9 protein-coding genes are annotated in these 13,284 nt (G+C 39.7%); 3 read left to right on the plus strand and 6 right to left on the minus strand.

Annotated elements, in window-relative coordinates; genetic code table 11:
- Nucleotides 1-27: 27 nt before the first annotated feature.
- On the minus strand, nt 28-684 hold the full coding sequence (locus tag RYO92_RS07090) for a hypothetical protein (protein WP_183684122.1): 657 nt from the start codon (nt 682-684) through the stop codon (nt 28-30).
- A 313-nt stretch (nt 685-997) separates the two neighbouring features.
- Between RYO92_RS07090 and RYO92_RS07095 the strand changes: the two genes are divergently transcribed.
- Entirely contained in the window at nt 998-5,386 is a 4,389-nt protein-coding gene (locus tag RYO92_RS07095; protein ID WP_315369937.1) for an acyl-CoA dehydratase activase-related protein, read from the plus strand.
- Nucleotides 5,387-5,687: 301 nt separating this feature from the next.
- A complete protein-coding gene (gene deoC, locus RYO92_RS07100) occupies nt 5,688-6,323 on the plus strand; it encodes a deoxyribose-phosphate aldolase (RefSeq protein ID WP_315369930.1) in 636 nt (211 codons plus the stop codon).
- Nucleotides 6,324-6,595: 272 nt separating this feature from the next.
- On the opposite strand, the gene RYO92_RS07105 is transcribed toward deoC, so the two are convergent.
- The 5 genes from RYO92_RS07105 to RYO92_RS07125 form a co-directional block, all read right to left on the minus strand.
- Nucleotides 6,596-8,005 (minus strand): glycoside hydrolase family 32 protein, encoded by a 1,410-nt coding sequence (locus tag RYO92_RS07105; protein WP_315369931.1) that lies wholly within the window; start codon nt 8,003-8,005, stop codon nt 6,596-6,598.
- Nucleotides 8,002-8,829 carry a carbohydrate ABC transporter permease gene (locus RYO92_RS07110; protein ID WP_007156485.1) on the minus strand — a complete coding sequence of 276 codons (828 nt, stop codon included), beginning with the start codon at nt 8,827-8,829 and terminating at the stop codon, nt 8,002-8,004. Before RYO92_RS07110 ends, RYO92_RS07105 begins: the two co-directional genes overlap by 4 nt.
- 8 nt (nt 8,830-8,837) lie before the next feature.
- The gene (locus RYO92_RS07115; RefSeq protein WP_007156486.1) at nt 8,838-9,707 is read right to left on the minus strand and encodes a carbohydrate ABC transporter permease; all 870 of its coding nucleotides are present in this window, start codon (nt 9,705-9,707) and stop codon (nt 8,838-8,840) included.
- A gap of 65 nt (nt 9,708-9,772) precedes the next feature.
- Entirely contained in the window at nt 9,773-11,074 is a 1,302-nt protein-coding gene (locus RYO92_RS07120; RefSeq protein ID WP_315369932.1) for an ABC transporter substrate-binding protein, read from the minus strand.
- 12 nt (nt 11,075-11,086) lie between these two features.
- Entirely contained in the window at nt 11,087-12,535 is a 1,449-nt protein-coding gene (locus RYO92_RS07125; RefSeq protein ID WP_183684126.1) for a glycoside hydrolase family 32 protein, read from the minus strand.
- Between the two features lie 208 nt (nt 12,536-12,743).
- Here RYO92_RS07125 and RYO92_RS07130 point away from each other — a divergent pair.
- The coding region (locus RYO92_RS07130; RefSeq protein ID WP_315369934.1) for a LacI family DNA-binding transcriptional regulator at nt 12,744-13,284 on the plus strand (541 nt) is incomplete at its 3' end.

Below are 13,284 nucleotides of genomic sequence, written 5' to 3' on the forward strand. Positions count from 1 at the left end.
TCGACAAGTTTTGCAAAAAACGTAAGCCTATCGATAACGATTAATGTGAAAGATATTTTTATTGTTTCCCTGATTCTGCAAGAGGAAGAACAACAAAACATTGGCAAAAGACAGGAGAATAGAAACCCTCTCTCCCATATTTGGACTGGTCAAAAAGAAAAAGAAATACAACGCCGTTTCTATTCCCGCCAGGTACTTGGCCTTAATCGGAAAAAGGAAGTAAATGTAAAACATAGTATCCGGCAAACTTAAAGCATAGGCCAAAAAAATACTGAAGCTCATGTAGGTAGGATTTAACTGTAAAGACACGCCGGTAAACAGATAAATCAGAATACCTACCACATTATAAAGAATGATACCGGAGGCAATAAAAAACGTGTAGCGGAAGCTTCCCCATAGAAATTCCAAGGTTTTTCCGATATTATAATACACCATAATACCGATAATGGCCCAAAACACGCCGGAAAATCCTCCCCCTGCCGGAAAGTAAAACAAAAATGTAAAAATCCGCCAGATATGTCCATGGAGAATTGCTTCCGGATCCAAATCCATATAATAATAGTAAATTTCCGGTGCCACCACCTGAATCATAAAACCTATTCCGTAAATCACACAAATATACTGCATTAAATTCGGAATGGCGAAGCGTCCGAACTTTCTATTTAAACGGTCCAAGATATTCATTCTCACTACCTTTCTTTGATTCGCTTTCAAGCTGAGTAAATTTCTTTTCCCCCGCTCTCCCACTGTTGTCTTTTGCTATCTTCTTGCACCGCATGAGTATACTTGTCTCCCCTGGCTTTTTCAAGATGAAATTAGGATTGTCTTATGGTTTTTATTAAAATTCTATTAAGCACAGCTCTTTTTATTATTTTTTTAGAAAGGCTTTATTGTTGCCCCCCTTCCTTTGTGTTAGAGTAAGTCCTTGAACTTTTTCCTATGGGAGAAAGGCAGCTTTTTACACACTTGCTTAGAAAGTATAGAAATGGGTGAATTTATGACAGGAACTTATAGACTGGGAATAGATATCGGTTCTACAACGGTGAAAGTCGCCATTATGGATCAAGAGAAGAACCTTCTCTTTTCAGACTATCGAAGACACTTTGCCAATATACAGGAAACATTGGCAGATTTACTGGAGGAAGCAAAGGAAAAACTGGGGGATTGTACCCTTTCTTGTATGGTCACCGGTTCCGGAGGACTGAGTCTGGCCAAGCATATGGGACAGCCCTTCTGTCAGGAGGTTGTAGCTGTAGCAAATTCTTTAAAGGAATTCTATCCCCAAACAGATGTTGCCATCGAGCTTGGAGGAGAGGATGCCAAAATCATCTACTTCAAGGGTGGTATTGACCAAAGAATGAACGGAATCTGTGCCGGAGGTACCGGTTCCTTTATCGATCAGATGGCTTCTCTTTTGGATACGGATGCTTCCGGTCTGAATGAATTGGCCAAGAATTTCCAGATGATCTATCCCATCGCAGCCCGCTGCGGTGTTTTTGCGAAGACGGATATTCAGCCTCTAATCAATGAAGGCGCTGCCAGAGAAGATTTGGCTGCCTCCATTTTCCAGGCCGTATGTAATCAGACTATTTCCGGTTTGGCTCAGGGGAAACCTATCCGTGGAAATGTTGCCTTCTTAGGAGGCCCACTCCACTTTATGTCGGAATTAAGAAACAGTTTTATTCGTACTCTAAAGCTGGAGGGAGATGCCATTATCAATCCGGATAATTCTCACCTCTTTGCCGCCATGGGTTCTGCCTTAAGTATAGAAGAAAACGCAAAAGAAGTTCCCTTGGCAAGCCTGGTCAAGAGTCTTCGTGCCGGCATTGAAATGGACAGTGAAATCAAGCGTATGGACTGTCTCTTCGAAAAAGAAGAGGATTACCAAAGCTTCATTGCTCGTCACAATAAAGCCAAGGTGCCTACCGGAGACTTATCTTCCTATAAGGGAAAAATCTTCTTGGGAATTGATGCAGGTTCCACTACAACCAAGGTGGCCTTGATTTCCGAAGAGGGTGAACTGCTTTATACTTTTTATTCCGGAAATGAAGGCTCTCCCATTGCCACTGCCATCAGAGCCATGAAGGAAATTCAAGAAAAACTTCCGGAGGGTGCGGAAATCAGCTACTCTTGCTCTACCGGTTACGGAGAAGCTCTCTTAAAGTCCGCCTTCCAGCTGGACGAGGGAGAGGTGGAAACCATTGCCCACTACTATGCCGCATCCTTCTTTGAGCCTGACGTAGACTGTATCTTGGATATCGGCGGACAGGATATGAAGTGTATTCATATTAAGGACGGCACCGTGGATAATGTGCAGTTAAATGAAGCCTGCTCCTCCGGTTGCGGTTCTTTCCTGGAGACCTTTGCAAAATCCTTAGGCTATAACGTCATTGACTTCTCTCAGGAGGCTTTGTTCGCGAAGACGCCTACAGATTTAGGATCCCGTTGTACCGTATTTATGAATTCCAACGTAAAGCAGGCCCAGAAGGAAGGCGCTACCGTAGCGGATATTTCCGCAGGTCTTGCCTACTCCGTAGTAAAGAATGCTTTATACAAGGTTATTAAGGTTACCAATCCCAAGGAGCTTGGTAAGCATATCGTAGTACAGGGTGGAACCTTCTATAATAATGCCGTTCTCAGAGCCTTAGAGCAGATTCTGGGACAAAATGTAACCCGTCCGGACATTGCCGGTATCATGGGTGCCTTCGGTGCAGCCCTGATTGCCAGAGAGCGTTACAGCATTGAAACCGACAAGCTGGAAAATGAAATTCTGGCCGGAGAAGCGGATAAGGAGTTTCTGGATGCCAGCGGTTATAAAAAGACCACTATGCTTCCTCTGGAAAAGATTGTGAACCTGGAATACGAAACCACCATGGGCCGTTGCCAGCTTTGCAGCAATAAGTGCGTACTGACCATCAGCAACTTCGGCGGGGGAAGAAGCTTTATCTCCGGAAACCGTTGTGAAAGAGGTGCGGGAAAGCCCAAGGCAAAGTCCGAAGTGCCAAACCTCTTTAAGTACAAGATTAAGAGAATCTTCGGTTATGAGCCATTAAGTATCGAAGAAGCTAAGCGTGGAGAAGTGGGCATCCCCCGTGTCCTGAATATGTATGAAAATTACCCCTTCTGGGCTATTTTCTTTAAGGAACTGGGATTTAGAACCGTACTCTCTCCCTCTTCCAACAAAAAGCTTTACGAAATGGGTATCGAATCCATTCCTTCCGAGTCCGAATGTTATCCTGCCAAGCTGGTACACGGACATATTGAATGGTTAATCGCCAAGGAGCAGAAGTTCATTTTCTATCCCTGCATTCCTTATGAGCGAAATGAAACACCGGATGCGGGAAATCATTACAACTGCCCCATGGTCACCTCCTATGCGGAAAATATCAAGAACAACGTGGAAAATCTGGAAGAAAAGAGCATTCTCTTTATGAAGCCCTTCCTGGCTTTCACCAATGAAAAGATTTTAACAGACCAGCTTTGCAAGGTCTTTGTTCATCCCAAGGATATTCAGGACTCCATCAAGCCTGCCGGAGACTGGACTCTGGAAAAAATCGGAGAAAAGTTTAAAGAATGGAACTTTACGGAGAAAGAAATCCGAGAAGCAGCTCATCTGGCTTGGGAAGAGCTTTTACAGTCCCGAAAGGACATTGAGGAAAAAGGGGAAGAAACCCTGATGTGGATGGAAAAGACCGGCAATCGAGGAATTGTCCTGGCAGGTCGTCCCTACCATGCCGATCCTGAAATTCATCACGGTATTCCTGAGCTGATTACCTCCTTTAACTTTGCGGTTTTAACGGAGGACTCCATCTCCCATTTGGCCGAGGTAAAGCGTCCCATCATTGTTACGGACCAGTGGATGTATCATTCCCGTCTCTATAAGGCTGCAGCCTTTGTCAAGACCCAGGAAAATCTGGACTTTATCCAGTTAAACTCCTTCGGTTGCGGATTGGATGCGGTGACGGTAGATCAGGCCAAGGATATTTTGAACGGCTCCGATAAGATTTTCACCGTATTAAAGATTGACGAGGTAAATAACCTGGGAGCAGCCAGAATCCGTATTCGTTCTCTCCTTGCGGCTATCCGTGTGAGAGCTGAAAAGAATTATAAGAGAACCCTTCGTTCCGAAAGCTATAAGAGAACCCTCTTTACCAAGGATATGAAGAAGGAGGGCTATACCATCCTCTGTCCTCAGATGTCCCCTCTTCACTTTGAGCTGATTGAGCCGGCCATTCGTTCCGAGGGCTATAATCTGGTGGTTTTGGACAATGACAACCGTTCCGCCATCGATACCGGACTACAGTATGTAAACAACGACTCCTGCTACCCCTCCATTATCGTGGTAGGACAGGTTATGGAGGCTCTACTTTCCGGAAAGTACGATTTGGAAAAGACAGCGGTTATTATGTCCCAGACCGGAGGAGGCTGTCGTGCCTCCAACTATATCGGCTTTATCCGTAGAGCTTTGGACAAGGCCGGCATGGGACAGATTCCGGTTATTTCCTTAAATGCCAACGGAATGGAATCTACCCCCGGCTTTACCATGACCATTCCTCTTCTCACGAAGGCAATGCAAGGAATTGTTTACGGAGACCTTTTTATGCGTCTTCTTTACAGCACCCGTCCCTACGAGTTGCAGGAGGGTTCCGCAGAGGCTTTACATCAAAAGTGGAAGAAGATCTGTCAAGAAAGTCTTTCCAAGAAAAATATTCCTTTCCTGGAGTTTGGAAAAAACGTAAAGGGTATTATTAGAGATTTTGATTCCCTGCCCATGAACACAAATTCAAAGAAGCCAAAGGTTGGTATTGTGGGAGAAATTCTGGTAAAATTCTCTCCTCTTGCCAATAACCATATTGTAGAGCTTTTGGAAAAGGAAGGGGCTGAGGCGGTAATGCCGGATCTTATGGACTTCCTACTCTACTGTTTCTATAACCAGAACTTTAAGTATGAGAATCTGGGGGCTTCCTGGAAAGGAAAGACCTTCTGTAATATTGCGATTAGCCTTTTGGAATCCTTCCGAAAGACAGCAAGAAAGGAACTGGAAAAGTCCAAGCACTATACTGCTCCCGGAGATATTCGAGAACTGGCGGATAAGGCAAGACAGTATGTTTCCTTAGGAAATCAGACCGGTGAAGGATGGTTCTTAACCGGAGAAATGCTGGAGCTGATTGACGAGGGTGTGGACAATATTGTTTGTACCCAGCCCTTTGGTTGCCTCCCCAACCACATCGTAGGTAAGGGTGTAATCAAGGAATTAAAGCGTCATAACCCCGGTGCCAATATCATTGCGGTGGACTATGATGCAGGAGCTTCCGAGGTAAATCAGCTGAACAGAATCAAGCTGATGCTGACGGTGGCGCAGAACAAAATCAGAGAGCAGGCATAATCCCTACCTTCAATAATAATATTACTTTCCTCTCTAAGCAGTTTAAATTAGGGGCACGCTCTCGCTAACTTCGCCCGGCAGGGGATACTAAGCGAAAAACTGCGTTTCTCTTGTTTTTCGCAAGTACCCGCGGGCTCAGATTGCCCCTGCATTTAAACTGCTTAGAGCGGAAAGTGCATAGTGTATATTCTTAGACAGACATATTTTTATCAGGCAGTGATTATTCTGCCTGATTTTTTGTTATAATCATGGTTATGGTTTATTATGAAGCTAAGTAAGTAATTCGTTTTAGGAGGATTCGATGGATATTGCACAAAAGATTGATCATACTGTGTTAAAGCCGGAGGCGGGGAAGGATGTGGTAGTCCGCTATTGTCAAGAGGCTAGAGAGCATGGCTTCGCCTCTGTTTGCGTGAACAGTGTTTATGTTCCTTTGGTAAAAAAATCTTTAGAAGGAAGTGATGTTAAGGTTTGCTCCGTGGTGGGATTTCCTCTTGGAGCCATGTCCAAGAGAGCAAAAGCCTTTGAAGCTAAATGCGCTGTAGAAGACGGGGCAGATGAAATTGATATGGTACTTCCTATCGGAGCTTTAAAGGATGGTGATTTTCAAGCAGTAGAGGAGGATATCCGTGCCGTTGTAGAGGCTTCCTCTCCTGCGCTTGTAAAGGTCATTCTTGAAACCTGCTTATTGACAAAAGAGGAAATCAAAAAAGCCTGCCAGCTTTCTGAGCAGGCAGGAGCAGCTTTTGTGAAAACCTCCACGGGATTTTCCACCGGAGGAGCCACTTTGGAGGATATTCAGTTGATGAAGGCCTCCGTATCTTCCAAAATGCAAATTAAGGCCAGCGGCGGAATCCGTAGCAAGGCCTTCGCGGAAGAATTACTGGAAGCCGGTGCAGACCGTATCGGTGCCGGAAACGGAATGATTCTTCTTTAAACGAATAATGGAACATAGTAATTTAAGCTTAGCTTTATTAGTGTAGGCTTAAAATAAGGGCAATCTGAGCCCGTTTGTACTTAGTGAAAGCAAGTGAAACGCAGCTTGAACTTATTACAATTAAGAAAGAACCTTAAAAAATATTTTCTAAAATCAAAAAACGATACTCTGATTCTTCTCTTAAAAGAATCAGAGAGAGGATCAGAGTATCGTTTTTACCATTATATTTTCTTATGTATCCGGACATCACTGTATAGTTCACTCTGATTTTATTACTCCGAAATATTATTAAACTTATATGTAACAAGGGCATCCTTGGCTTTTATACCTATGCCGATTTTTCCATCACGGGGATATATCATAGAAGTAAAATTATATTTCCCTTCAAAAAGATAAACTTCCAAAACATTTCCATCTTTAATAATATCAAAATTTATATCAAGATTTTCCTGTATATCAGCCTTATATATTCTTATACCGCTCTTTATATGCTCATCAGCCTCACTGAAATCAGTGATGATATTCCCAAATAAAAAATCAAGCTTTATAATGATTTTATTTTCTTCACTGTCAAAAATTATAAAATTAAGCTCCGTGCTGTTTTTATCTCTTTTTATATTTCCCTGTATATAAATATAATCACACATTTCATCCAAAAGATTACATATAACTCTGTCGGATACTTTGCTTTTATGGCTGTATTCAATGCTTTTCTCTTCTAAATCCTGCCTGTATGGCTGCATTTTCAGATTATTACCGTCCATATTGATAAGCCTTGGGTACGACATAATACCACGATATCCGTTTTCCGCAGAAGGACCGTGATCCTTTATCCAGGGCATCCATTCCCATCCCCCTATCCAAGCCATTGAAACTGCTCGGTCAAACTTATCTTTATAGACCTGTGATGCATAATAATGCGGCCCAAAATCCAGTGTTTTGGTGCAATCATGATAAAAGATACAGTTTTTAAAATTTATATCTCCTACCATATATATTGTCGGTAAAAAATCCGTGCGATTCATAGGAGAAGCTGTGATAACCCATTTACCGTCTATTTCAAAAATATCCGGACATTCAAACATTGTCCCCTCTCCGTCTTTTGCCTCATACAGTATTCCGCTATATGTCCAGTTAAATAAGTCTTTTGAATGAAACAAATATATTCTTCCATGACTTTTTAAATCACAAGCCGCACCGTCCGAACCTCCCACAACCATTTGCCAATATCCGTCATAAAATATTACCTTAGGATCACGAAAATCAATACCTATTGATTCAATAACAGGATTTTTTTCATACTTTGTAAAATTATAGCCGTCATTTGAATATGCCATGCACTGCCTTTGTAAAACCACACCATCCACCAATGCCACAGCCGTATAAAAAGCATATATTTTATTGTCGGAAACCACTACAGAACCGGAAAAACATCCTCCTTTATCATAATCTTCATATACCTCATCAGGAATCAAAACAGGTGGACATTCATCCCAATGTATCAAATCATTGCTTGTAGCATGCCCCCAATGCATTTTATCCCAATTATTACTGTATGGATTGCATTGAAAATATAAATGATATTTTCCCTGAAACCATACCAGACCGTTGGGATCGTTTATCCAGCCTTTTTTTAGGGCAAAATGATTTTTAGGTCTGAAAATACATTCTTTTATACTCATGATTTCACCGCTCCCAAAGTCATACCTGCCGTCATTTTTTTATTCAATCCAAAATAAATAAGTAGTGTAGGGAATACTGACATTGATATGGCTGCATATGTGGCGCCCCAGTCTTTTAAACCTCTCGGTCCTATAAAATCTGTAAGACCTATTGATATTGTTTTTAGTTCCGTACTGTTTATAAATACAAGGCTGAAAGTATAATCATTCCATACTGTAATAAAATTCATTGCAAGCACTGTCATTATAGTATTTAAAGACAGTGGAATAATTATTTTTGTATATATACCGTAAATATTTGCTCCGTCTATAACAGCCGCTTCTATAATCTCATCCGGAATAAAGGAATAAAAATTCACAAACAGCATTATTGATACCGGAAGCTGAAATGCCAAAAGTGGCAATATAACGCTGATTCTTGTGTTTATAAGCCCCACTCTTGCAAACATTGTAAACAGTGGAATCAATGTAACCGCATAAGGAATGGTAAGACCTATGAGAAAATATCTGTATATATTTTTTCTTCCCATAAAGTTCATTTTAGCAATGGCAAATGATGCCATTGAACTTATTAAAACTATAAATGCCAGTGATATTACAGAAATTATCGCACTGTTTTTCATATAGGTAATAATATTGCTCTCGGTAAATATTTTAATAAAGTTTTCCATTGTAAAGCTTTTTGGAAAACCGAAAGGCTGTGTCAAAAGCTCAATATTAGGTCTAAATCCCGCTATAATCAGCCAAATAATAGGATATCCCTGAATTATTAAAAATAAAATCATAACGGACCAATATATGACTTTTCTAATACTTCTTTTCATATATCCTCCTATTCTTTTTCACTGTCCATGTATTTGCTGATTAATAAAACTCCCAATATGCTCAGTATTACAATTACCACAGCAATTGCACTGCCATATCCGTAATCCCTGCTTGTAAATGCCTTCTTATACATATATGTTGCAAGTATTTCAGATCTGTGATTCGGTCCGCCCTTTGTCATATTCATAGGTGCAGCAAATCCTCTTAAAGCTCCTACAAGGCTTAATATACATGAGAGCATAATTACATTTGCTATTGCAGGTATTCTTATTTTTACAAGAATCTGCAATTCACTCGCCCCGTCTATTCTTGCAGCCTCCAATATATCAGGAGATACTGAAACCAATGCGGAATAAAAAATAATCATATAAATACCTATATACTGCCATCCCTCTACGGATGCAACCGCAGGCAAAACGGTTTTATATTCGCTTAGAAAGGCAATAGGTTCCATCCCCAATAATTTTCTGAATATATTAAAAAGTCCAAGAGGCTCATACGAATAAAATCCTGTAAATAATTGTGATATGGCAATAACCGTTATAACGGAGGGTATATAATATACTGTCTGTATAAACCCTCTTCCCTTTTTTAAATATGTAAGCAAAACAGCTATAATGAAACCAAAGCCAAGCTGCAATACCATTACAATAATAATGTAAATGATATTATTCCAAAATGCCTGCCTGAATACTTCGTCACCAAGCAGCTTTACATAATTACTTAATCCTACAAAAGTTTTTTTGCCTATACCGTTCCATTCAAGAGCGCTATAGTAAATCGAAACCAGTATAGGTATCATAACTATAATAGAATAAACAATAAATGCAGGTAGCAAAAATATGGCAATTGCTTTTTTATCTCTTAAAATCTTCATAAAATCACCGATATTCCAATGTATGCGATTTGGGGCAAAATATATTTGCCCCTTAAAATATACTTTTATTTATTTGCTTTTAGAGATTCATCTACAGCTTCTACAAATTCATCAGGAGTTTCCTCTCCCATGCAAAGCCCCGGAAGATTATCATTGATTGTTGCTATTACATCCTCACTTAATACCACATCCCAAGGTCTTGCGGCAGTGGAACCTATATTATTTGTATCCTTCATTACCTTTAAGAATAAAGGATCAAAGCTGTTATTATCTCCCATTTCAACCTTTTGCGGTGCAAGATGCTCATGAGCAAAGTAAGCAGGACTGTAGTTTTTAACTATAAATGTCAGATAATCCTTATACTCATCATCAAAAACCTTAGGATTTACCGAAAGACCTATACCGCCAAATGCCCAGTAATCATTTGGCTCCGTCTTTGCATCCTTTATTGTAGGCATATAAAAATAGTCTACATTCAAGCCCTTAGGTCTGTTTTTATCTGTGAAATAATTTAATTCCCATGTACCTGTAGGATACATTGCACACTTTCCGCTTAAGAAAAGATTTAATCCTGTAGCTACATCAGTTGTGGAAAATCCGGGTTGAAAATATTTTCCTATCTCTGACATAAATGTTGCAGCCTTCATACCCGCATCATCCGACATCTTTGCCTCTCCTGATGAGAGCTGATTTAAATATTCATTTCCCGACAGTCTGAAGGGATATGTTGCGAGCAGACGAAGTAGCGGCCAGCCGTCTCCTCCACCTATTCCAAATGCTGTATAACCTTTTTCCTTTAATACCTTGCATGCCTCTAAAAGTTCATCCAATGTCTTTGGTGCCTCAATACCTGCATCCTTAAACATATCAACATTGTACCAAATCATCTCGGTAGAAAATTCAAGAGGCAAAGTATATAATTTTCCTTCGGCAGTTCTTCCATAATTTAATGCCAGTGGAATATAGCTGTCTTTTTCACCTATCTCCTCAAGAAAAGCATCCATATCTGTAAGCATATTCTGCTCCCCAAGCTCACTCGCATAAGGAGTTGCATCCAAATCAAACATATCCGGCATCTGACCGCCTGCAATCATTGTACGAAGCTTTTGATCATAAGATGATCTGTCGGCATTGCTGTCGATAACAAGCTTTATATTTCCACCCTGTTCATTATACTTATCTGTTATCTCCTGCAATGTAACCATGGTATCATCCGATGCCGATCTTGAAGAAAAATAATGTATCTCTCTTACATTACCATCCTTACTTTTCGCCTCTGATGAATTTGTTGTACTCCCTGATTTACCTGCACATCCTGTCAATACCATTCCTGCTATGAGGCATACTGTTACTATTTTCTTATACATAATCTCTCTCCTTTATTTTGTTTCATACATATGAATATTACAAACCCTGATACTTCCGTCTTTTACAAAAAATCCCCAATATTTTCTTTCTGTGGAATAAGCTCTCATTGTCAATGCCACGGTATCATTTACATACAGACAAATTATACTGCCCTCCACAAAAACTTTTATATTTACTTTATTTTCCTCCAAAGCTTTATAGTCAAAAGGTCTTTCAAGTTCCACCATAAAAGGTTTATCCCCATCCACATACCATTGATTGACTCCGCTTATACGCCTTGGCCACATATCAGCTACTATTCTGTTATAAAATGGTTCAAATCTAAGATAATATCCGTTTGCAAAGTCCTTATCCTGCCTTAAGCCTATGCCAAATGCCCTGCTACCTTCGTAAAACTCTATAGTCGCCTCTATAAGACAAGTTTCTTTCATTCCTTCAATTACATATACCTTTTCTCCCTCATTATTTTTTATTTCAACATCTTCAATATTATTTGCAGTAATTTCTTTTTCAAAAATATTTATTAAACCGTTTGAAGGTTTTACCTTCAGTTTGCCGTCTTTGTCCTGCTTTATTTCATGTGCTATAAGATTTCCGCCCCATTCATATTGACCGAAATCACTGTCACCACGCTTTGTAGGTACCCAGGCAAATGCCATCCTTACATCTTTTGCCTGTGCTGTTTTAGCCGCATAAAATGCTCTGGCATCAAAGGTATCTTCTATAGGAGCTGTCCAAGGTCCGCTTATTTTATCCGCCATCCTGTAATGTGTCACAAATTTTTCAGAGAAGGTGGAATAGATAAGATACCATTTATCCCCCATTTTAAATAAATCCGGACATTCATGTGTCATATATGATTGAGGATTGTAAAACGGCTGCATTGCCTTCCAATGAATCAAATCATATGATCTGCAAAGTCCTACACAGCCTCCGTTTTTCTCGCTTGCCCCTTGTAATCTTGCGGCAAGAAGCATATCAAAGCATTCTTCTTCTTCATTGTAAAAAACAAATGGATCACGCCAGTCAAATGGTTCATATATTAACTCATCCGCTCCGAATGTCAGTTCCGACAGTTTTTCCCAATGTATAAGGTCCTCACTTATTGCATGCGCAACATATTGTAGAGGTCTTCCGTTTCTGTGATATTTAGGATTATAATTATTCTGTGCTGTATAAAACATATGGAATTTAGAGTCATTTCCCTCTATCACCGAACCTGTATAGCAAGCATAATCAGCATCATCGTACCCTCCTACCGGAAGCACTACTTTACAGTCCTTTATATTTACTCCGTCCTCTGTGATTAAAAGATTCCAGCTTGTACGATATCCATACTCATCCTCTGTATTTCCCTTTCTCTCATCATGAAGGTAGAAAATATAAAACTTACCGTCATGCGCAAAAGGAATGGTATCCCCTACCCAGCCATCCCCGGGTTTATAGAAAATATTTTTCATATAAGCTCATCTCCTATCCGCTATCGAATTATGTTTTTATACTATACTATTTAATAAAAAATCCTATTCGCAAATGCTCCAAAGTTTTTATAAATGATTATGCAAGTATGTATTTTCTTGCATTTTTCATGCAAATATGATATTGTTTTCATAGATTTTCAAAGCATTATTTTTTATTTTCATTATTATTTTCATAAAAGGCGCTTATATGGTTACTATAAATGAAGTGGCAAAAGCGGCAGGCGTATCCATATCCACCATCTCCAGAGTTATAAACCAAAGCAATTCCGTATCACTTGCTACAAAAAACAAGGTTATGGAGGCAATAAGGGAACTGGGATATACTCCTAATATCTCCGCAAAAAAGTATAATAAAAAATCAAACAAACTTATCGGTGTGCTCTTTCCTGATATATCAAATAATGTTTTTGGCAGGATTTTGCAGGGTGTAAACAGTGTTGTAACTCCTCTTGGATATAATACGGTTATATGTGAAACAAATGGAGAACTTGAAAAAGAAATTCATTTTCTGGATGTTTTAAAAAACAAACAAGTAGAAGGTATTATCATGGCAAATGTCCACATACCTGAGGAACATATGCTTTGGATACATAGAAATAATAAGCCTGTAATCTATGTCTGTCAGGATATCCCGGATTTTGGCTTAAAGATTCCAATAAGCTCTGTAAATATGGATAATCAGCAGGCTATCTGTGATATGGTGCATTTTCTTTACAATATGGGGCATA

This window comes from Oribacterium sinus, assembly GCF_963553175.1.
Taxonomy (GTDB): domain Bacteria; phylum Bacillota; class Clostridia; order Lachnospirales; family Lachnospiraceae; genus Oribacterium; species Oribacterium sinus_B.

Bases quoted from the DNA above. Each gene is read 5' to 3' on its own strand.
- RYO92_RS07090 (WP_183684122.1), bottom strand. From the start codon at position 684: ATGAATATCTTGGACCGTTTAAATAGAAAGTTCGGACGCTTCGCCATT.
- RYO92_RS07115 (WP_007156486.1), bottom strand. From the start codon at position 9,707: ATGAAGATTTTAAGAGATAAAAAAGCAATTGCCATATTTTTGCTACCT.
- RYO92_RS07120 (WP_315369932.1), bottom strand. From the start codon at position 11,074: ATGTATAAGAAAATAGTAACAGTATGCCTCATAGCAGGAATGGTATTG.
- RYO92_RS07125 (WP_183684126.1), bottom strand. From the start codon at position 12,535: ATGAAAAATATTTTCTATAAACCCGGGGATGGCTGGGTAGGGGATACC.
- deoC (WP_315369930.1), top strand. From the start codon at position 5,688: ATGGATATTGCACAAAAGATTGATCATACTGTGTTAAAGCCGGAGGCG.
- RYO92_RS07105 (WP_315369931.1), bottom strand. From the start codon at position 8,005: ATGAGTATAAAAGAATGTATTTTCAGACCTAAAAATCATTTTGCCCTA.
- RYO92_RS07095 (WP_315369937.1), top strand. From the start codon at position 998: ATGACAGGAACTTATAGACTGGGAATAGATATCGGTTCTACAACGGTG.
- RYO92_RS07110 (WP_007156485.1), bottom strand. From the start codon at position 8,829: ATGAAAAGAAGTATTAGAAAAGTCATATATTGGTCCGTTATGATTTTA.